The sequence below is a fragment of the Ruminococcus sp. Marseille-P6503 genome, from assembly GCF_900604945.1.
Lineage (GTDB): Bacteria > Bacillota > Clostridia > Oscillospirales > Ruminococcaceae > FB2012.
In genome coordinates, this window is sequence record NZ_UWPB01000001.1 from 786,153 (window position 1) to 807,149 (window position 20,997).

The 20,997-nt window shown below is 42.4% G+C and carries 17 protein-coding genes and 1 pseudogene; 7 read left to right on the top strand and 11 right to left on the bottom strand.

The genetic code is table 11. The features are described from left to right. The first annotated feature begins 33 nt into the window (after window positions 1-33). Genes EIH25_RS03655 through rlmD form a run of 3 tightly spaced genes read left to right on the top strand, consistent with a single transcriptional unit; the run spans window position 34 to window position 3,497 of the window. Window positions 34-672 (top strand): MBL fold metallo-hydrolase, encoded by a 639-nt coding sequence (locus EIH25_RS03655; protein ID WP_124098660.1) that lies wholly within the window; start codon window positions 34-36, stop codon window positions 670-672. A 1-nt stretch (window position 673) separates the two neighbouring features. Continuing rightward, complete coding sequence (gene hemZ / locus EIH25_RS03660) at window positions 674-2,152, top strand: coproporphyrinogen dehydrogenase HemZ (protein WP_124098662.1); 1,479 nt, start codon at window positions 674-676, stop codon at window positions 2,150-2,152. Continuing rightward, window positions 2,136-3,497: a 23S rRNA (uracil(1939)-C(5))-methyltransferase RlmD gene (gene rlmD / locus EIH25_RS03665; protein WP_124098664.1), complete on the top strand. Its 1,362-nt coding sequence runs from the start codon at window positions 2,136-2,138 to the stop codon at window positions 3,495-3,497. The genes hemZ and rlmD overlap by 17 nt, the downstream gene beginning before the upstream one ends. A gap of 448 nt (window positions 3,498-3,945) precedes the next feature. On the opposite strand, the pseudogene EIH25_RS03670 reads toward rlmD, so the two are convergent. The 6 genes and pseudogenes from EIH25_RS03670 to EIH25_RS03695 form a co-directional block, all read right to left on the bottom strand. Next, a pseudogene (locus tag EIH25_RS03670) lies at window positions 3,946-5,125 on the bottom strand (IS256 family transposase). Between the two features lie 104 nt (window positions 5,126-5,229). Next, window positions 5,230-6,657, bottom strand: coding sequence for a DNA cytosine methyltransferase (locus EIH25_RS03675; protein ID WP_124098666.1), 1,428 nt, complete (start codon window positions 6,655-6,657; stop codon window positions 5,230-5,232). A gap of 88 nt (window positions 6,658-6,745) precedes the next feature. Next, window positions 6,746-7,492, bottom strand: a complete 747-nt coding sequence (locus EIH25_RS03680; protein WP_124098668.1) for a restriction endonuclease — start codon at window positions 7,490-7,492, stop codon at window positions 6,746-6,748. A gap of 3 nt (window positions 7,493-7,495) precedes the next feature. Continuing rightward, entirely contained in the window at window positions 7,496-8,416 is a 921-nt protein-coding gene (locus EIH25_RS03685; protein ID WP_124098670.1) for a restriction endonuclease, read from the bottom strand. Window positions 8,417-8,428: 12 nt separating this feature from the next. Further along, entirely contained in the window at window positions 8,429-8,632 is a 204-nt protein-coding gene (locus EIH25_RS03690) for a helix-turn-helix transcriptional regulator (protein ID WP_124098672.1), read from the bottom strand. Window positions 8,633-8,696: 64 nt separating this feature from the next. Then, window positions 8,697-9,835, bottom strand: a protein-coding gene (locus EIH25_RS03695) for an IS3 family transposase (protein WP_124098674.1) whose coding sequence is annotated in 2 segments (ribosomal slippage) — window positions 8,697-9,583 and window positions 9,583-9,835 — 1,140 coding nt in all. Because the reading frame shifts where the segments join, the coding sequence is not laid out codon by codon here. 131 nt (window positions 9,836-9,966) lie between these two features. On the opposite strand from EIH25_RS03695, the gene EIH25_RS03700 reads away from it, so the two are divergent. Together EIH25_RS03700 and EIH25_RS03705 are read left to right on the top strand one after the other, a co-directional pair. After that, a complete protein-coding gene (locus tag EIH25_RS03700) occupies window positions 9,967-10,707 on the top strand; it encodes a hypothetical protein (protein WP_124098676.1) in 741 nt (246 codons plus the stop codon). Between the two features lie 218 nt (window positions 10,708-10,925). Next, entirely contained in the window at window positions 10,926-11,213 is a 288-nt protein-coding gene (locus EIH25_RS03705) for a hypothetical protein (protein WP_124098678.1), read from the top strand. Window positions 11,214-11,336: 123 nt separating this feature from the next. Here the strand turns inward: EIH25_RS03705 and yicI are convergent, their stop codons facing one another. Next, complete coding sequence (yicI, locus tag EIH25_RS03710) at window positions 11,337-13,679, bottom strand: alpha-xylosidase (RefSeq protein WP_124098680.1); 2,343 nt, start codon at window positions 13,677-13,679, stop codon at window positions 11,337-11,339. 301 nt (window positions 13,680-13,980) lie between these two features. Then, the gene (locus EIH25_RS03715; protein WP_124098682.1) at window positions 13,981-15,243 is read right to left on the bottom strand and encodes a CapA family protein; all 1,263 of its coding nucleotides are present in this window, start codon (window positions 15,241-15,243) and stop codon (window positions 13,981-13,983) included. Between the two features lie 111 nt (window positions 15,244-15,354). Here EIH25_RS03715 and EIH25_RS03720 point away from each other — a divergent pair, with 111 nt between their 5' ends. Together EIH25_RS03720 and EIH25_RS03725 are read left to right on the top strand one after the other, a co-directional pair. Continuing rightward, a complete protein-coding gene (locus EIH25_RS03720; protein WP_124098684.1) occupies window positions 15,355-15,792 on the top strand; it encodes a DUF188 domain-containing protein in 438 nt (145 codons plus the stop codon). 86 nt (window positions 15,793-15,878) lie between these two features. After that, entirely contained in the window at window positions 15,879-18,146 is a 2,268-nt protein-coding gene (locus EIH25_RS03725) for a glycoside hydrolase family 3 C-terminal domain-containing protein (protein WP_124098686.1), read from the top strand. A 111-nt stretch (window positions 18,147-18,257) separates the two neighbouring features. Here the strand turns inward: EIH25_RS03725 and EIH25_RS03730 are convergent, their stop codons facing one another. The 3 genes from EIH25_RS03730 to EIH25_RS03740 all read right to left on the bottom strand — a co-directional run bounded on the left by EIH25_RS03730 (window position 18,258) and on the right by EIH25_RS03740 (window position 20,978). Further along, window positions 18,258-18,797: an HDIG domain-containing metalloprotein gene (locus tag EIH25_RS03730; RefSeq protein ID WP_124098688.1), complete on the bottom strand. Its 540-nt coding sequence runs from the start codon at window positions 18,795-18,797 to the stop codon at window positions 18,258-18,260. Between the two features lie 141 nt (window positions 18,798-18,938). After that, window positions 18,939-19,868: a radical SAM protein gene (locus EIH25_RS03735; protein ID WP_124098690.1), complete on the bottom strand. Its 930-nt coding sequence runs from the start codon at window positions 19,866-19,868 to the stop codon at window positions 18,939-18,941. Then, complete coding sequence (locus tag EIH25_RS03740) at window positions 19,869-20,978, bottom strand: hypothetical protein (protein ID WP_124098692.1); 1,110 nt, start codon at window positions 20,976-20,978, stop codon at window positions 19,869-19,871. Window positions 20,979-20,997: the final 19 nt, after the last annotated feature.

Here is a 20,997-nt window from a genome sequence, read left to right on the forward strand (position 1 = left end):
GGAGGTAAGCTCCTTTTCGGAGCAAAGTCATAAATGAAAATAATCAAGCTTAAACCGCTCAGCATATGCGATACAAACAGCTATATAGTTGCCGGCAGCGGAAACAGCTGCGCGCTTATCGACGCTCCCGACGACGCTGACTACATTCTTGGGCAGATAGATAAGCACGGTCTTAAATTGAAGAAAATTTTTCTTACCCACGGTCATTTTGATCATGTAGGCGCCGCTGCCGATCTGTATGACAGAACGGGCTGCGAGGTATATATCCATGATAAGGATCTGTATAAGCTTACCGACGATTCAGGTATGCTCGTAAACTTTTTCAGGATAAAGGGCGCCAGAAAATTTGACAAAGCCATTCCGTTCGGAGAAAATGATATTCTCACACTGGACGAGCTAGAGTTTGACGTTCTTCATACGCCCGGACACACCAGTGGTTCCGTATGCTTTATATGCGGAAACGAGATGTTTTCCGGAGATACCTTGTTTGCGCGCTCTGTGGGAAGAACGGATATGCCGGACGGCGATCCGGTACAGCTGATGAGATCTCTGAAAAAAATCACGGAGCTGAGCGGAAATCTGAATATTTATCCCGGACATATGGCTGCAACTACTCTTGAGGAAGAAAAAAAGTATAACCCTTATTTAAGGGGCGGTTTCGGAGATTATTAAAATGACGTTAATTTTCAGCGGAAACGATTTTAAATATGAGCTGGAGGGAGTAATGAAGCTTTTTATTCCCGCTCAGCTTTTTACTCATATATATACTGACAGGGCTGCGAAATGCAGCGGAGATTATGCTTTTATCAGACGAAGGATATGCAGAAAACATACTCTTTTATATGTATATTGCAGCGTAAACGGAAACGCGGCAGGCCTTGCTGAAAGAATCCCGTCGGATACGGAGAATTTTGATAATAAATGCGAGCTGATCCTTTCAATACTGCTTTTCAAAGCGATGACAAAGCTGACGGGAGTAAAGGCAAAATGGGGAATTATTACAGGCGTACGCCCTGTAAAAAGGGTCAATTCGCTGATTTCTCAAGGCATGAGCAAAAGCCAGATTTACGATACCCTCCAGAACGAATATCTGGTCAGCGCGGAAAAATGCGATATTGCGTATATGACGGCGATGACTCAGGAAAATATAATTAAAAAGCTTTCAGATAAAACCTTCAGCCTTTATATTTCCATTCCGTTTTGTCCTACAAGATGTTCATATTGTTCATTTGTTTCACAATCTATTGAAAACTGTAAGAGCCTTATTCCGGAGTATATAGACAATCTGTGCAGAGAGATTGGATATACGGCTTCGCTGGTAAATAAAATCGGGCTTAAACTGGATACGGTTTACTTCGGCGGCGGAACTCCCACAGCTCTGTCGGAGCAGCGGCTTTCAAAGCTAATGGACGCTGTTTCCTCATCATTTGATATGTCCGGCGTACGCGAATACACAGTAGAAGCCGGAAGGCCGGATACTATAACCCATGAAAAGCTTGATATGCTCAAAAGAAACGGCTGTACACGATTATCAGTTAATCCTCAGAGCTTAAACGACAGCGTTTTAGAAGCCATTGGGCGGAAGCATACGGCAAAGCAGTTTACCGACAGCTACCGTCTTGCCGCAAACACAGGCTTTGGCTCCGTAAATACGGATATAATCGCAGGTCTGCCGGGAGATACATATGAAAGCTTTAAAGCTACGGTAGACGGACTTATTGCGCTCGGACCCGAGAATATAACCGTACATACTCTTTCAATAAAAAGAGCGGCCAGATTAAATCAGTCTGATAACAAGCGGAGCATTCTGAAAAACAACGCAGGCGAAATGGTGGATTATGCCTCAAAGCGGCTGCTTGAAAGCGGTTACAGACCATACTACCTTTACAGGCAGAAAAATATGCTTGAAAATCTTGAAAACATCGGCTGGGCAAAGCCCGGCTTTGAAAGCCTGTATAATATTTATATCATGGAGGAAATCCAGACGATCATAGCTCTTGGAGCAGGGGGTTCAACCAAGCTTGTGGATTTGGATAACCGCCGTCTTGAAAGGATTTTCAATTATAAATTTCCTTTGGAATACAATAAGCATTTTGATTTAATGCTTGAAAGAAAGAATAAGATAGAGGAATTCTATGCTGAAAAAGAATGAAATCATAATCCTGGAAATAACTGGTACCACCAGCGAAGGCAACGGCGTGGGCAGATTTGAACAAATTGCTGTCTTTGTGCCTTTTACGGCAGTCGGCGACGTTATTTCATGTAAAATAGTAAAGGTCTGCAAAAGCTACTGCTACGGAATCGCTGTAAAGTATATTTCCGAATCAAACCGACGCGTTCCGCCGGACTGCGAGGTATTCGGAAAATGCGGCGGCTGTTCGTTCAGGCATTTTTCCTATGAGGAGGAGCTCGCAGTCAAGCAAGGCTTCGTCGAGGATTCCTTCAGACGTATCGGAAAGCTTGCTCCTGAATTTGAGCCTATTCTGGGGTGTGAGAAAATCAGCGGATACCGCAACAAGGCTCAGTATCCTGTTGCCGAGGTAAACGGAAAAACGGTGTGCGGCTTCTATTCAAAGCGGTCCCACAGAGTTGTTGAATTTACCGATTGCAGACTTCAGCCTGCGATATTTTCTGAAATAGTAAAATTTATTCTTGATTTCTGCAACTCACGAAGAATAAGCGCATATAACGAGGAAACCCGTCAGGGACTTTTAAGGCATATATATTTAAGGAGGGGAGAGCACAGCGGAGAAATAATGGTATGTTTTATCGTTACTTCTTTTGAAAGGTGCGGAAAGCTTGAAGGAATCGCAGAGGAGCTTGCAGGGAAATTTGCCAATATCAAAAGCGTTGTATTAAATGAAAACAATAAAAATACAAACGTAATATTGGGCGATAAAATAAAAACAATATACGGAAGCGATACGATAACAGACATTATGTGCGGCAGGAAAATTGAAATTTCTCCGCTGTCATTTTATCAGGTTAATACCGTACAGGCGGAACGTCTTTACAGTATTGCAAAGGAATATGCCGGACTTACCGGAAACGAAATACTGCTTGATCTTTACTGCGGAGCCGGAACAATAGGGCTTTCCATGGCGGACAGCGTAAAAAAGCTGGTCGGAGTTGAAATAATCCCTTCCGCAGTTGAAAACGCGAAACGAAACGCCGAAGCAAACGGTATTTCAAACGCAGAATTTATATGCGCCGACGCCGGACAGGCAGCGGAAATGCTTTTTAAAAGGGGAGAGCGTCCTGACGTAATAATCGCCGATCCCGCCCGCAAAGGCTGCACGCCGGAAACACTTGAATATATGGCGAAGATGGCTCCCGACCGAATAGTAATGGTTTCCTGCAATCATGCAACCGCCGCCAGAGACTGCGCCGCTCTGCAAAAACTCGGATATGAAACAGTCAAGTGCAAGGCAGTAGATATGTTTCCGAGGGCAACGCATGTTGAGTGCGTAGTCTTGATGTCAAAAGTACAGAAGTAAATACCGAAAAAGGCTTGAAAACAAGGCATTTCCGAGAGTTGGGAGTTCTTTTCCGGCTCTCGGATTTTTTCGTTTTGGGGTGCTTGCAGCCAGGAGAAACCGAGGGTTGAGTTGACAGGTTGAAAACGGGCAAGGTTGAGTTGACAAGATGATTTTGCGATAGGTTGAGTGGATAGAAAGATTAAAGGACAGAATGCAAATAAACATTGCAATTCTGTCCTATTTTTTATTCGGTTTTGAAAAACAAACCGTGTAAACGCAATAATCGCCAAAAATTTGACAATACTAAAACTGCAGCCAAAAAAGGCAACGCTGAGGAGCGACCCGACGCAGGCTGTAAGATATACGGTGAATAGAAAAGCAGCGGCATTGTCGCTGCTTTTCTATTCACCGGTATCTTCCGAGCGGATAAACCTCGGGAGCTCGAGGGCAGAGCCCTCGTCAGCCATCAGGCTGCAAACCTGTCCTCAAAGAAAATCGCAAACTGAGAGTATGCAAGTCCCCAGTCCCTGACTGGCATCGTCCATTTCTTTGAGATTTCCACTACGCTTATATAAATGACCTTGCGAATGGAATCATCTGTCGGGAAACCGCCTTGGATTTCGTGAATTTTCTTACCATTTGATGATAGCTCTCAACTGCATTTGTTGTATATATTATCTTCCTTATCTCCTGCGGATATTCAAAAAATGTGGTCAGCTCAGACCAGTTTTTATCCCAGGATTTAAGAATATTCGGATACTTCTTATCCCACTTCTCACGGAATTCTTCCTTTGCATATTCGGCGTCATCAAGATTGACAGCGCCATAGATTTTCTTGAGGTCTGCACATACCGCTTTTCTGTCCTTGTAAGGCACAAATTTGCAGCTGTTTCTTATCTGATGCACAATGCAAAGCTGGTTTTTCGTCTTTGGAAACACTGCGTTTATGGCACTGCAAAGTCCGTTCAAATTATCATGGCAAGCTATGAAAATGTCCGTAACACCGCGGTTTCTAAGGTCTGAGCATATGCTTGCATAAAAGCTTGCAGACTCATTTTCGGAGATCCATGTGCCGAGAATTTCCTTCTGTCCTTCCATATTTATTCCGAGAACAGAGTATACACATTTGCTGATAATCTTGTTGTCCTTGCGGGAATTGAATACAATTCCGTCAAAGAAAACTACGGGATAATTTGCAGTCCGTGCCACTCGTTTACTTCGGGAAGAATTTTGTCTGTTATTCGTGAAATTAAACCCTGTGATATTTCTGAACCGTAGATTTCACGAAGGGTATCTTCAATGTCACGCTGGGACATTCCCTTTGCGTACATTGCCATGATTTTCTGCTCAATTTCGTCCGTGCGGGTCTGTCGCTTTTCAATGACCTTCGGTTCAAATTCACCATTGCGGTCACGGGGAACGGATATTTCGCAGTCACCGTAATCGCTTGAAATTGTCTTCTTGCCGTAGCCGTTTCTGCTATTGCCGGTGTTGTTTCCGGAAGCAGAATTTTTTGCGTAGCCGAGATGTTCGTCCATTTCTGCTTCAAGCATCTGCTCGATCGTTCCAGCAAAGAGTCGCTTAAGTTTTGCCTGAATATCTCCTGTGCTTTCACAGTCTGCCATCAGCAGTTTTACAAGTTCCATCTCCTTGTCGCTTAATCCGTGATTTCTCTTTTTCATTATCAATAACCTCCATATTTTTCTTATGGATATTATTGACATTTACACAGTTGGATATTCAGACTCTTTTATTCGTTTATTGCGAGGTCAAATAATGTCATTTGATAGTTTAACTCATTTTCTGAAATGTCTGTATCGGCACTGTCAGTAAGTTCAACCTCATCAGGATTTAAGCTAAATCGCCCTCTTTTTTGAATTCTTGACCTTTTTTCAATTTCTTCGGAAGACATTTGTGAGGAAATGTTTAGCAAAACATCTTCAAGGCGCAAATTGATTTTGAGATTTCGCTCACGCTTTCTTCGTATGATGCCAAAGCATCCAACTGGGGAAATATAGATGTCTTCTGGTGCATCCGGGGATACAATATCGCGCATTGAACCGAATACACAATGCTCTGGAGTAGGTGTTCCATTAATACGTAAGTCTGTATCAACATCCACAATATCTTTTCCCAAGGATACTAAGTAAGTGCATTCGTCAATTTTCTCGGCAAGGCCTCGTGCATATAGTATTTCCATATCCAAATTTAATGTAATGCTTTCAGAATCAAGAATCCTTTTTCCGAGCCAATTTACTACTGGAACAGCCCAAGAGTTTCCGGTTGCTTGGTAACGATTTGTTTTTTTTGCTTTAGGTAAATCAGTGTAATTATCTGGGAAACCCATCAATCGTTCTGTCTCTAAAGGTGACAGGCGTCTAATTCGGTCATCTTGAACAACAAATAATGAGCCGTTCGTTGCCGCAGCATTGCCATTCCATTTAGTTCCATATGCGGCATAAAGGCAATCTGTATATCCTCTGAATATTTCATATCGATGCCCATCTTTTTCAAATGTTAATTCACACTCTGGAAATTCCTGTAGTTCTTTAGTGTTTTTTTCAAACAGAACATCCTCGGGATGAAAATCAATATCTCCAGCTAATACATAAAGTCTTTTTCGTTGTTGCGGAAGACCGAAGAATTTTGCGTCAAGGACTCTCCAGGCAACATTGCGTATTGGACCATTTATAAATCCAGCACTTGGCCATTTTGCTTTTTCAATCGGGTTTTCTAAGCCTGCAAGAGATGAAACAAAACATCCGAAGGCGTTTGTTTTATCTGTTAAAACTCCCTCAACATTTTCCCAAAAAACAACGGTTCGTTTATTACCTTGGTTTAGCCTGATTTGGTCGTTGGCGTTAATAATATCAACAAATTTTAGTGTCAAGTTACCCCTATCGTCATTAAGACCGTTTTTCCAACCTGCAAATGAAAATGCTTGACATGGCGTTCCACCACAAATTAAATCAGGGGTAGAAATTTCTCCATTTAAAATTTTGTTTGGTATATTATTCATATCGCCCAAGTTTACTGTTTGGGGATATTTATCGGCTAAAACGCTTGATGGGAAATCTGCAATTTCAGAGAACCAATCAAAGTGCAACCCTAATGGCTCCCATGCTACTGAAGCGGCTTCAATACCGGAGCATATGCTACCGACATTTTTTATTATCACAGGTAATCACTCCTTTCTTAAATATCTCTCCTATGTTAGCTAATTATTAAAATAATAGCAAGCGGTATTTTGAAAACTAAATGATAACTTATTCTGTAGAATCTAAATGGGTTAAAACATCATTTAATGATTCTCTCCATTTTGCAAAGTCATACCAACCACAGCCAATACAACCACGCTCGGCATCTGCACCAGTTTTAGGACAATCATTTGGCCAATCTTCAGTTCCACTGTAGAAAAATTTTATACCAAGCGGATATTGACGTTTGTTAGTAGCGATACATCTTTCGCAAGCACGAGACTTGAGTAGGTTATGATTGCCAGATGTATCCTTTTTCAACAATTGAAATTTCGCTTCAATTTCTTCAGCAGTCATAGTTGGTGAGTTTGTGTTTTCTGCTTCGCCCCAACGCTCCATTGGAAAACGGTGGTCAATAACAAGTTCATGAGAACTTCTTTGCCTTAACTCAATCGTGTCTATATATCCATAATGCTCCATAACACTGGCTTGCAATTTGGGTGGAATTCCGGATTCAGGATTAGATGTTTTATAGCTACCTGTCCATTTATCGCAAGCTTTAGTTTGATTACATTCACTACAGACAGCGACTTCCGAAATAATTTCCAAGCCTGGGCGTGATTTTGTACCACGTTGTAGTCCTTGGATACCACCTCCACCTGCATATTGTTGAGAATTGATTCCTCTTCCCGCACAATCTCTACAGTGCCATTGGCAATCAGAAAGCCTATCAAAGATTGCAGGCTGGTATTTGGCTCTGTTCGTAAAAGTGTTTTTGTATTTTTCTATAGTCCAATTATTGTCGTCTGTACTCAAATCTTATTCCTCCAATTCATCAAGAAGATGTTTTCTCCATTCAGCAATATCATACCAAGGGCAACCTACACAGCCTTTTTCAGCCTCTTTGCCTTTAGCAGGAATATTTGTATCCCAATCAGGACCACCTTCATAGAAATAAGGTATGCCATATATCGTTCCACGTTTTCCTGTTTGAAAGCAGGTTCTGCATACTTCTCGTTTCTGCTGATTTCGTTGGTTAGTCATCAACTGGAATTTTTGGCGAATTTCCTCATCAGTCATTGTGTCAGGATTTTCTGCTTTTGTATTATCATCCCATCGAATTTCAGAGAATTTATGGTCTGGTAAACAGTGCGGCGTATTCACACATTCGTAAACATCATAACTGTTGAGAACACTAATGATGCGCTTGCGAAGAGCAGGTGTCCATGTTTCGTAACCATTGCCTGTATTACCACCACGAGGGATGGGAAGCAATATTCGCTGACTGGTATTTCTGCCACAATTAGGGCAGTAATGAGCTAAGTCGGTAGCGATTGTATATCCAAATTCTTTAAGGTCTTGAATTCTTCGCTGGGGATTTGGGTTGCGTGGCATTTCACAGGCTCCACATTTCCATCCGCCTTCCACTAATGTATCGAAAAAGGCTTTTGTAGTTCCAGCATTCGGCTTGCTCTTCCAGAAGATTTCTTGTTCTTTTTTCCAAGCACTCAATTTAGAAGGGTGCATATCTTCATAGATAGCATTTAGATATTGGTAAAGAGCCTCTTTGTCATCAAAATCTATAGATGTTCCTGTTCTTCGATATTCGATAGGAACATAGCCTTTCCATTCTTGAGAACCATATGTAAACACAACTGAAACATAGGTTTCAGAAGCCTTTGAGTTGACAATAGGGTTTGTTCCAACAAGTTTAATGTTTTCGTTCAATTTGGTAGTCATATGATTTTCTCCTTAATCCTTTATTGCTTCAATAATATCCTCGACCTTACAATCCAACGCCGTGCAGATTTTCAGTAGCACATCGGTTGTAATGTTAGAACCGTTGGTCAGCTTGGCAATAGAAGCGGAGCTAACGCCCGCAGCATCTCGCAGGTCGGCTTTGCTCATATCACGGTCGATTAACAATTTCCATAATTTCTTATAACTCAGTTGCATTTCAGTCCTCCTTCAATTTAATATCCCATCATTGAACCAATGTCAATAAAGTGGACAAGAAAAATCAGAAAAAATTGGATTCAGCTTGAATAGGAGTCAAGCCGTTATTATGAGAATGAGGTCTTACCGAATTGTAAAAACCGTTAATGTATTGAAAAAGAGCAAGGTTTAAATCCTCAAGAGAAGAATAAGCCTTACGATTAACCTCTTCCTTTTTCAAGTATTTGAAAAAGCATTCCATAACAGCATTATCATAAGGATGCCCCTTTGCCGAAAAGGACTGAATCATGTTCAGATTGTCCAGATGTCTGCGAAATTCAGAGGATGTGAATTGGCTCCCTTTGTCCGTGTGGAATATTATACCTATGGATTTGCCTCTTGCGGCAACAGCCGAATTAACGGTATCTATCGCAAGTTTAGTATCAATTTTATTTGATAATTTGTATGCGATCACCTTCCTTGAAAACAGATCGAGAATTACGCATAAATAATAAAATCTTCCCGCTGCTCTTATGTACGTAAAGTCGCATACCCACGCCTTGTTCGGAGCAGATTGATTGAAATTTTGAGACAAAATATTTTTGCATTCTCCATTGGAAACCGATTTTGATTTGTGCTTAAATGGCTTAACAGTGCTCATTTTAGGTAAGTTCATACTCTTCATCAGACGGTACGCTCTGCCGGCGCTGATGTTTATGCGATAATCACGCTTAAGACAAATTTTCATTTTTTCAGCGCCAAAACGCTTTTTAGTTCTTGTATAAAGCTCAAGAATACATTTGCGTATATGGCGGTTTTCCTTTTCGCGGTTGCTTTCACGGTGATTTATGTATTTGTAGTAAGTACTTCGGTTTACACCGAGAACACGGCAAAGTGTTGTGATTTTGTGTTCACAGGAAAGCAGCTTAACGGCTTTTAATCTTTGTCTGAGTGAGGCGTGAATATCGCAATGGCTTTTTTTAATATCAGATTTTCCTCCTCAAGCTGTGCGTTTCGTTTCTGAAGCTCCTTGATTTGCTTGGAGGTAAGAATAGTGTTATCGTCCATTTTGACCTCTGAATACTTCTTTATCCAGTTGGCTAAGGCGCTGTGCGATATTCCGTATTCCTGACTTATCTGAGAATAGGTTTTCCCTGATTGATATAAATTTACGATTGTTTGCTTGAATTCCTCTGTGTACTTTGATGTGCTTTTTCCTGACATTTTTTATTCCTCCTGCTTGTCTTTTATTTTGATGTTTTTATTATACCTTACTTGTCCACTTTTTTAGTATATATCCACTTGAAGAAATAGAACCATCAAAGATAATTTGCTACAGTGAACCATTTACTGAAATGAGAGGCGATATAATTTATGTTGACTATGAATTAAGTTCTTGGAAATATTTAAATAATAAATCCTACTATAAGCAAACGAACCCAATATTGACTTATAATCGGAAATGTGATATTATCAAAATGGGATATGTATGCAAAGGCGGTGGCAGCGCATACGGAGGTGATTGGAGGCCTAAGGATGAAAACTCCAAACGTTTTTTTGGAGAACCAAATACGATAAAAATTAATTATGTAAAAGGAAACAAAGGAGGCTATAAGGTGATGGATAAATACAATAGCGAAGGTAAGGCAATTAAGGAAAGACATCTTACAGACCATAATAAGTCCAATAAACATACTGATCCTCATGACCATGAAATCAGTTGGGATAATAACAGACCTGATTTTAGTTCGCCAATAAATTATCCCAATGGAAGTATCCCTGAGTTTAAAAAATATGATATTGGGGTTTTACCGCCAACTCCTGAAAATGACTATAACCCTGATGATTATAAATTTGAAACCCTTGGAGAATTTAAATTGTATTTGTTACAAGGCTGTAATGTCGGCTTTGAATGGCATGGGGTTGAATACGGAATAGAGGGTCACAACAACAGCTTTGATATTTGGATTTATGATAAAGAAGATATAGCAGAAGGGTTGACCCTTGAACAGACATTGGATTTTGAATTTGACGGTGTTAAACTAAGAGATCTTATCACATCTGACGAAGTAATCATAATTGAGCGTATAGCGTAATTATGTAAATGATAATGACTCAATAGAGCTGATTGGGAAGTTTCCTACGCAGATATGTTCATTTTATTTATCGTATGTGAGTAGCATTGATGAGAGAACAGAAACATCATCTTGGCTTGCTGTTGACCCAACCATATAATAGAAATGGATGGGGCTTCCGCAAAATTCCAATATCCACTATGCCCGAGTTTAAAAAATATAATAAGGAGGATATTTTTATGTCAGATTATGTAATACCATATAACCCCGATGATTATAAATTTGAAACCCTTGGCGAATTTAAGTTCTATATATCACGGGGCTGGAATGTCGGTTTTGAATGGCATGGGGTTGAATACGGAATAGAGGGTCACAACAACAGCTTTGATATTTGGATTTATGATAAAGGAGACATAGCAAATAATCTTACACTTGAGCAGACGTTGGATTTTGAATTTGACGGAGTGAAGCTTAGAGATTTTATCACTTCAGATGAAGTAATTATAATTGAAAGATTGTGTACATGATATGTTAGTCATAGATATAGAGTCGAAGATATTTCGGCTCTTTTTCTTGTGTAACGAAAAGACACCTTTGACATAAGTCAAAAGCGTCTCTATTTATTTACGTTCAACCAACCTAACGGTCAATTACAGCTCGATGATAACCTTGCCGCTTGCAGTAGGAGTAACGTCAACGGCCTTATCGGTTGAAGCAACCTCAATTCTGAATGAAGCGGCTGTATCTGTGTAAGAACACTCGATCTTGCTGCCGTTTCTTACTGCCGTAAGCTCAAATACCTTGTTAGCTTCGGTATCGTAAATCGGACAGGTTGCAGACTTGCCGTCCTCAAGCTCGAAGATTCTGAAGGTCGTGCCGTCGAGATAATCATACTCAACGTCTCTTACGAATTTTCCGTAAGGAATAATGCTGTTTGGCTTAGCAAGAGCAGGAATCTCAAAGTAAGAGCACTTGTGGCTGTACCACTTGCCGCCCTCAAATACCTTGCCTGTGATAATGTCCGTCCACTTGCCCTCCGGAACATAGTATTCCGCGATTCCTTCATCGTTAAGGATCGGAGCGACCAGAATGTTGTCGCCGAACATATACTGTCTGTCAAGAGTAAGACAGGCGGGGTCGTTGGCGTAGTCAATAACCATTGCTCTCATGACAGGCATACCAACCTCATGAGTCTTGATAGCCTGAGCCCATATGTAAGGCATAAGCTGTCCCTTGAGCTTTGTGAAGAAGCGCAGAACATCGCAGGATTCTTCGTCGAACAGCCACGGCACTCTGTAGGACTGATTTCCGTGCAGACGGCTGTGTGAAGAGAACATACCGAACGCAGCCCATCTCTTATAGATGTCAGGAGTAGCGGTAGCCTCAAAGCCAGCCATATCGTGAGATGTAAAGCCGAAGCCTGAGATGCAAAGCGACAGGCAGCCTCTTACAACCTCAGCCATAGAGTTGTAGTTGGCAGAGCAGTCGCCGCCCCAGTGCACAGGGAATTTTTGGCAGCCTGCTGTTGCTGAACGGGCGAAAAGGCAAGCTTTATTTTCTCCGTAATATTCCTTAAGCACATTAAATACACACTCGTTGTACAGATATGCAAAGTAGTTGTGCATCTTGATAGGGTCTGAGCCGTCATAGTATACGATATCTCTAGTAGGTATTCTTTCACCGAAATCAGTTTTAAAGGTATCGACTCCCATTTCGCAGAGCTTTCTGAGATATCCCGCATACCACTCGCAGGCTGCCGGATTTGTAAAGTCAACAATAGCCATACCCGGCTGCCACTCGTCGCACTGGAATACAGAACCGTCCTTCTTCTTAATAAAGTAGCCGTTTGCAAGACCCTCGTCGAACAATCTTGAACGCTGACCGACATACGGATTGATCCATACGCAGGTTTTAAGGTTCTTGTTCTTATGCAGTCTTTCCAGCATTGCAGGGGGATCAGGGAACTGAGATTTGTCCCATTCAAAGTTACACCACTCAAAGCCCTTCATCCAGAAGCAGTCAAAGTGGAATACCTGAAGCGGAATATCCCTTTCAGCCATACCGTCGATAAACGACGTAATAGTTTCCTCGTCGTAATTTGTAGTAAAGGACGTGGTAAGCCACAGACCGAATGAAAATGCGGGAGGAAGCGCGGGCTTGCCGGTCAGATCAGTATAGCCCTTAAGAACCTCGGTAAGGTTCTCGCCGCCGAAGATGTAATACTCGAGATTTTCGCCGGGAACAGTGATGGAAACCTTGGAAACCGTATCAGAGCAGACCTCGTAGGAAACCTTATCGGTGCTGTTTACAAATACGCCGTAGCCCCTTGAAGATACATAGAACGGAACAGACTTGTAGGACTGGTCGGAGCAGGTGCCGCCGTCAGCGTTCCAGATCTCAACGTTTGAGCCGTTCTTTGTAAAGGTTGTGAACTTCTCTCCGAAGCCGTAGAAATATTCGCCGACCGACGTATCAAACTGTTCGCGGATATATGTTCTTTTGGGGTCGGCAGGGTAACTCCAGAACGTATCGTCAAGCTGAGTCTGAAGTCTTGCCTGAGCCTTGTAAGCGCTTTCAAAGATTACGCCTGTGGAACGCCAGCCGCCGCTTGTAAGCTTCTTATCCTTGTAATAATACTGAACGCTCCAGGTTTCCTTTGAAATTACTACCTTTGTGTCGCCGGAAACAAGAACGGCTTCCTTATCGGTAATAGTAACCTGCGGCTTATACGAGCCTTCGTTCAGGACAAAATGGGGACCGTTGTCGGCGTAGCCCTTATGATGAGTAATATTTACTCTTATGCAGTTTTCCTGAGTCGAAGTATAGGCGATCTCCAGGTTTGCGCTTCCGAGCATCATTGCTCTGTTATAGACTACAAAAGGCGTAGCTACAACCAGAATACCGTTATCGATTTCCTCGATTTCAAACGCCTGATTTGCGTAGTTGACTTCATAGCCTCTCTGGTTAAGCCAGAATCCGTCTGCAAATTTCATGTGATAAACCTCCTGTAAATTATTTCTCGTTTTGAAAATATTAAAAAATGAAGATTTTCAATTGGGAACGGTTTTTTCCCTTTCAATAATATTTTATAGCATATTCGCATAAATTGCAATAGTAAAATAATATTTTATTTGATTATTTTAAGATTTTTCAGTCGATAAAATTAAATTTTCAGTTAATTGGTTTCAAATGCATATTAAAATATGAATTTCTGCCGCAGGTTTTAATTCCGAGCAAAGCCCGATGTAAGCTTGGCTTTTCATCGGGGTTAGGTTATATTGCACATCTGTATTGCTATTCTATTGACAGAAACTCATTCGGAATATAAGAGAGACATTTTTCTGCCGACTCTCTGGTAAAGCCTTCAACAAAGTTTTCTGCGAACAGCTCGTCGGTGTATTCCGCATAAGGATAAACTGTGCAGTTGTACCAGTTTGAATTGTAATACTGAGCCTCAAAATGTGAGATTATCGGAATCGCTTTCACATTTTCAAAGGTAATTTCGCCGGTGTCGTAGTTTTTTACTACGTCAAGGTCGCCGATAATACCTACGAGAGATTTTGTATCGTACATGGTTGAGATGAAATTTCCCAATCCGTAGTAGACAAACGCCTGTCCGCCGTCCGGCTTGTCGATATATCCGCATGAGGATATCGTATGAGCCTGCGTTCCTATAATAAGATCAGCGCCCCATTCCACAAGCTTGGGAGTAAGCGTTATTTGCTGATCGTTCAGCTCGTTCTGGATTTCAGTTCCGTAGTGGCAGGAGACCACTACTACGTCGGCAAGCTTATCGGCTTCCTCTATCTGCCGTTTTATAGTGTTTTCGTCCGAAAGATAGACGACTTTCGCGCCCTCTCCGCTGAGGGAAAGACCGTTGGTATGCTCCATATATCCCAGAAAAGCAAAGGTTATATCGTTTACCGTCAGCGTCCTGATAGCTTCGGAATCCTCCTGAGAACGGTAAGCGCCGTAGCAAACAACGTCCTTGGAAGCCCAGTAATCAAGCGAGGATATCAGACCTTCCTCGCCTTTATCCAGCACATGATTATTGCTCATGGAGATCACATTGAAGCCGATGTCGTCCACAACCTCGTCGCCTAAGGCGGTCGGAGTGGCAAAAGTCGGATAGCTGGAGGGCTCGCAGTAATCGGTAACAAGAGTTTCCTGATTAAGCACCGCTACGTCCGCGCCGTTGATATACTTTTTTATATGCTCGTAGCAGGATGAAAAATCATATTCGCTTCCGCCGCCCTTTTCAAGAGCCTCGATATAGATATTATCGTGAATAAGGTTATCTCCCGCGCACACAAAATGAGCGGTTGCGGTTCCCGAAGGCTTTTCCGGCAGAGAGGACGAAGCTTCATTTTCAGAATCCGGCATACTCTGAACAGGAGCTTCAGCAGCGGAGCTTTCCGCAGTAGCAGACGAGTCGCTTGCGACAACGCGGTCCGTAGTTCCGATAGGCGTTCCTCCGCAGGAAGCAGCTGAAATTGAACATACCGCCGCCAGAGCGGCGCAGAAAAAGGCTTTTGAAAGGTTAAAATGCTTGTTCATATGTTGTCCTTTCCGAATTAACGTGTTATAATGTATATAGATTATAGCATACGCTGTCTGATTATGCAAGATTTTTTACAATTATATGTTATGTGGAGGCAAGAGGCGGATATGAAAATACTTATAGACGCGGACGGCTGCCCAGTCGTTGAAATCGCGGTAAATACAGCCCAAAGCTTTGGTTTGAAGGCAATAATAATTTCCGATACCTCTCACGAATACAGCAGCGATTACGCCGGTATAATTAAGGTCGGAAAAGGCGCCGACAGTGCGGATTTCAGGCTTGCGAACCTGGTTGAAGCCGGAGATATAGCAATTACTCAGGATTACGGGCTTGCCGCTATGGTTCTTGCAAAAAATGGAATCCCGATAAGACAGGACGGGCTTGTATTCAGCGACAGGAATATAGATTCGCTGCTTACCGGACGCTATTGTGCCTTAAAGATGCGAAGAGGGGGCGGATATATAAAGGGAAGCCGCCGAAGAACGAAGGCGGAAGATGAAGCTTTTTATAAATCTCTTTGTGAAATTATAATGAAAAATAAATAAAGCGCTGGATTTTTTTTAGCGTATGTGCTATAATTCCAGTAATGAATTAGAAAAATTCATAGTTGCTATTTGAAAGGGGTTAAAAAATGAATATTGACAGAATTATGGAAGAGCTTACGCTGGAAGAGAAAGCGTCGCTTTGCTCGGGATTGGATTTCTGGCATACCAAGCCCGTTGAAAGGCTGGATATTCCGTCGGTCATGGTTTCGGACGGACCTCACGGACTTAGAAAAAACACAGAGGATTCGGATAATCCCAACGAATCTATAAAGGCGGTTTGTTTTCCGACGGCTTCGGCGCTTGCGTCTTCCTTTGACAGAACATTGCTTGAAACCATGGGAAAGGCTATAGGAGAGGAATGTCAGCATGAACGGCTTGCGGTAGTGCTGGGTCCCGGCTGCAATATAAAGCGTTCGCCGCTGTGCGGACGTAATTTTGAGTATTTTTCTGAGGATCCTTATCTTGCGGGACAGCTTGCCGCGGCTCATATAAAGGGTGTGCAGAGCAGGGGAGTCGGAACTTCTCTCAAGCATTTTGCCTGCAATAATCAGGAGTGCAGAAGAATGTCCGTTTCAGCGGAGGTGGACGAGAGAACGCTGAGAGAAATATATCTCGCTCCGTTTGAAACAGCCGTAAAGGAGGGAAAGCCCTGGACGGTAATGTGCTCATATAACCGTATCAACGGAGTATATTCCTCTCAGAACAAAAGACTGCTGACGGATATTCTCAGAGATGAATGGGGATTTAAGGGCCTTGTAATGAGCGACTGGGGAGCGGTAGACGACCGGGTTGAGGGAATAAAAGCAGGACTTGATCTTGAAATGCCGACAAGCTATGGAAAGAACGACAGGCTGATAGTACAGGCGGTTGAAGCCGGAGAGCTTGACGAGGCGGAACTGGACAAGTGCGTAAGACGTATTCTTGAAATGGCGGACAGGTATCTTGAAAACGCGGAGCCTGAAACGGTCTGGGATATGGACAGACATCATCAGCTGGCAAGGAAAATTGAAGCTGAATGTATCGTGCTTCTGAAAAACGAGGATAATCTTCTTCCGCTCGACAGTAAAAAGAAGATAGCCTTTATAGGAAAATTCGCCGAAACGCCGAGATATCAGGGCGGCGGAAGCTCTCATATAAATTCCTTCAGGGTAACCTCCGCGCTTGAAGCGGTAAGCGAATACGCTGAGGTGGATTATGCCGAGGGATACAGTATTTCCGGCGGAGCCGACGAAGCTAAGCTGCTGAACGAAGCGGTGACGTGCGCGGAAAAAGCTGATATAGCGGTAATTTTCGCGGGACTTCCTGACGAATATGAGTCGGAGGGCTATGACAGGAATCATATGCGTATGCCTGAATCCCAGCTCAGACTTATTGACGAGATATGCAGGGTCAACCGCAACACCGTTGTTGTGCTCCATAACGGTTCGCCTGTGGAGATGCCTTTTGCTGATAAGGTTAAGGGTGTACTGGAAACCTATTTGGGCGGACAGGCTGTCGGAGGAGCGGTATGCGATGTCCTGTTCGGAAAGGCAAATCCCTGCGGAAAGCTTCCCGAAACTTTCCCCGTAAAGCTTTCAGACAATCCTTCCTATCTCAACTTCCCGGGAGAGGGCGATAAAGTAAAGTATAGCGAGGGAGTTTTCGTAGGCTACAGATATTATGACTATAAGGAAATCGCGCCTCTGTTTCCGTTTGGACACGGCTTAAGCTATACCACGTTTGAATACAGCGGACTCAAGCTTTCACATTCGGAAATAAGCGGCGATAAAACCCTTACTGCCGAAGTTACAGTAAAAAATACCGGCAGCGTTTCAGGAAAGGAAATAGTCCAGCTTTATGTTTCCGAAAAGCGTCCGCAGGTAATAAGACCTGTTAAGGAGCTGAAGGGCTTTGAAAAGATTCTGCTGAAGCCGGGCGAGGAGAAAAAGGTGCTGTTCAGGCTTGACAGCAGAGCGTTTTCATATTACTGTGAGGAGCAGAACGGCTGGCGCGCGGATTACGGTGAATATGAAATAATGGTCGGATCGTCTTCCGGAGATATACGTCTCAGGGAATCGGTTTATGTCAGCTCGGGAGAAAAAGTCAGAGCTGATTTTACATTAAACAGTACGTTCGGAGATATTATGGCGGCGCCGGAAGGCAGAAAGATATTTAGCGGGCTTGTGGCTGTGGCTAACGTCGGCGCGGATGAATCCGATCCGGCAATTATGGGAGAAGGCTCGCTGCAGATGGCGGAGTCGATGTTAAAGGATCTGCCTGTCAGAGGGATAGTAAGCTTTACTGAAAATCCGGACGTAAACCGCGAAAGCCTGCAGCTTATGATAGACAGGCTGAATAATGAGATAAACGGATAAATACTTAAAACCTGAACAAAGCAGGGTGTCCTCAGGACGTCCTGCTTTGTTACGTTATGTTTTTTTGCGTAAAAAAAAGATCCCGGGAAACCGGAATCTTTTAAAATAAAATCATGAATAATAGCTTCTGCGCTTGGTCAAGGTTTTATATTTTTCCTTTATAACATTGGAAATATGAGAACCTATTTCAAGCGTTGCAGTATACTTGTCGATCATTACTATAACATAGCTCTCGGCATACCTTGGAAATTTGATCGTAAGAGGCCACATATGCTTGACGATCATGTCCTCCTCGCGCTTTTTAATATCAAAGTTTTGCTTGGCATTATCCAGCGCGATCTCAGGATGACGCATTCCGTGGGGCTTTTCGCCCTGCCGGCGTTCTCTTTCTCTCCAGTCGTAAAGAAACATATCGTGAAGCAGACCTGCTCTGGCTGCCTGTTTTGAATCCAGACCGAGCTTACGGCATACGAGATAGTTATAGTAGGAAACATTCAGACAATGCTGATAACAAGTAGTGCTGTAATGATGGCGAAAGTTTTTCATCTGTTTTACAACATCGCTGTCAAGCAGATCTTTTACAAATTCAAAATACTCCTGAGCCTCCTTTGAGGTTTCGATCTGGTATTTTGAACCGATCGCTCTTGACATTGGCATTACCTCTTTTCAGTATCTCAAAAGGTTTTATTTTTGTGAATGATGTCAGTAATGTTTAAAATAATTTGTGCATTCTGACAAATATATTATAGCTCTTTTTTTCAGAAATGTCAATGTCAAATAATTACAAAATATTTACAAATCAGTATCAGCCGTAAAATTGAGAAGATCAAAATATAAATAGTCAAAAAATTCCGGAATAAACGCTGTATCCGCCGAGGATTTCTGCTGAATATAGCCTTCAAACTCGTATTTTTCAGCTTCCCTGACTACCGATTCATATTCAAACGTGGTAGTTCTTCTGCTGATTTCTTTATGCTGAAAAGCCTTATATACGGGAGTATACTGACTCATAAGACTTATCAGTATATCATCTTTTTCAAAGACCCTACCCAGTATTTTCATTATTTCTATTGAATCGCGCCTATGGTTGGGCAGGACTAGATGACGGATCATCACTCCCTTTTTCAGCATACCGTGTTTATCGAATTGAGGCTTGCCGGCTATCTCACGCATTTTGATTACAGCTTTAAGGCTTTTTTCAAAATAGTCGTCTGCCTTTGAGTATTCCGAGGAAAGCTTATTGCTGTAATATTTCAGGTCGGGCAGAAAAATATCCGCATAGCCTCTCATGAGTTCGAGAGTTTCCGTTTTTTCATATCCTCCGCAATTGTAAACTACAGGTATATTAAGTCTGTTTCTGCAAAGCTCCAGCGCTGAAATTATCTGAGGGACGAAATGAGTGGGATTTACCAGATTAATATTTTCGGCTCCCTTGCTTTGCAGCATTAAAAAAATCGTTGCCAGCTGTTTTACGGAAATTTCAAAGCCCTTGTTTTCGGCTGAAATCTCATAGTTCTGACAAAAGCGGCATTTAAGCGCACAGCCTGAAAAGAACACCGTTCCGGAGCCGTTTTTTCCGCTGATACAGGGCTCTTCCCAGAAATGAAGATCGGCTCTGGCAATTCTGATATTTGCGCCTTCTCCGCAGTAGCCTGTTCGCTCGTATCTGTTTATTCCGCATTCTCTGGGACACAGGCGGCAATTTTCAAGCGATCCTTTCATTTAAAACTCCGAATATTCACTGTCGCTGTAAAAATAATACTCATAGGCTTCTAAATAAGCATAATGTTCCTCTCCTGAATCGTTGAGGGTGCTTATCGCGATATAACAGCCCCAGGTGTTTTCCGGAATAAGAAACGACATATTTTCATATATTCCGTCGCCGTCCATGTAGTTATAGTCTACCGCGTATGAAACACACAGGCTCTCGTCGGTTACCGAAGTGCAGTAGATATAAACGTTGTCTATGCGTCTTGAGGTATCGGAAATGTTGGGAGTAACCTTAATATCAGCCGAAACCAAGTTCCAGCCGTTGTTCGTCAGCGTTTCGTCATTCGGAGATATATATTTGTCGACGTCTTCTAAACCATACTCCGACAGATCATCGTAATATTCAATTTTGGTTAAATTCTCAGCCGTTACCTTAAAACCGTATTCAGGATCCGTATATGACAAATCGAATGGATCTTCAATTTCAGGTATGGAGGGAAAGCTGAAATCCGGCATGGAATAATCAATGTCAAAATCATAATCGTAATTATAGTTATAGGCGTCGTCAGCGTCGTTTTCAGACGAGATGACTAAAGAAAGAATGATTACAAAGAAAATGATGAACATAATGATAGGTATAAGACAGCCCAGCGGTGATGACTTCTTTTTGAAGTCGACTCGGGTATAGGTTTTTCCGGAGCCGTAAGGATTGAAGGTAGTAGTCCATCTGACGGTTGATCTGCCGTTATTATAACCGCTGCTGAATTTACTGCCCGAACCCTGTGCGGTATAATTGTTGTTCATCGAGTCAGACTTCTGCTGACTGAGCGGTGTTCTGTAGGCGCTTTTATCATAGGTGCTTGAGGGAATTGGATTTTCCGCTTCGTCCTCCCTCTGTTCTTCGATAAAAGTTTCACCTTTATTTTCAAACTCCGCAAATATGTCGTTGCCGGAATTGGCTTCCTCAGAGCTTTTTTCATCATATCCGCGGCTGTGACTGTGAAGCTCGTCACTGTATCTGCTGCAGGAGATATCGTCGTCTCTTGCGGTAAAGCATTCAGGACAGATTACCTCGTCATTATCCTTGAATTTGTAACCGCAGATAGCGCATTTGTTTTTCAAGCTGTTCACCTCGTATAAT

Excerpts from the sequence above, each read along its gene's own strand:
- EIH25_RS03655 (WP_124098660.1), top strand. The coding sequence starts at position 34 with ATGAAAATAATCAAGCTTAAACCGCTCAGCATATGCGATACAAACAGC.
- hemZ (WP_124098662.1), top strand. The coding sequence starts at position 674 with ATGACGTTAATTTTCAGCGGAAACGATTTTAAATATGAGCTGGAGGGA.
- rlmD (WP_124098664.1), top strand. The coding sequence starts at position 2,136 with ATGCTGAAAAAGAATGAAATCATAATCCTGGAAATAACTGGTACCACC.
- EIH25_RS03685 (WP_124098670.1), bottom strand. The coding sequence starts at position 8,416 with ATGACTACCAAATTGAACGAAAACATTAAACTTGTTGGAACAAACCCT.
- EIH25_RS03690 (WP_124098672.1), bottom strand. The coding sequence starts at position 8,632 with ATGCAACTGAGTTATAAGAAATTATGGAAATTGTTAATCGACCGTGAT.
- EIH25_RS03700 (WP_124098676.1), top strand. The coding sequence starts at position 9,967 with ATGAGAGGCGATATAATTTATGTTGACTATGAATTAAGTTCTTGGAAA.
- EIH25_RS03705 (WP_124098678.1), top strand. The coding sequence starts at position 10,926 with ATGTCAGATTATGTAATACCATATAACCCCGATGATTATAAATTTGAA.
- yicI (WP_124098680.1), bottom strand. The coding sequence starts at position 13,679 with ATGAAATTTGCAGACGGATTCTGGCTTAACCAGAGAGGCTATGAAGTC.
- EIH25_RS03715 (WP_124098682.1), bottom strand. The coding sequence starts at position 15,243 with ATGAACAAGCATTTTAACCTTTCAAAAGCCTTTTTCTGCGCCGCTCTG.
- EIH25_RS03720 (WP_124098684.1), top strand. The coding sequence starts at position 15,355 with ATGAAAATACTTATAGACGCGGACGGCTGCCCAGTCGTTGAAATCGCG.
- EIH25_RS03725 (WP_124098686.1), top strand. The coding sequence starts at position 15,879 with ATGAATATTGACAGAATTATGGAAGAGCTTACGCTGGAAGAGAAAGCG.
- EIH25_RS03730 (WP_124098688.1), bottom strand. The coding sequence starts at position 18,797 with ATGTCAAGAGCGATCGGTTCAAAATACCAGATCGAAACCTCAAAGGAG.
- EIH25_RS03735 (WP_124098690.1), bottom strand. The coding sequence starts at position 19,868 with ATGAAAGGATCGCTTGAAAATTGCCGCCTGTGTCCCAGAGAATGCGGA.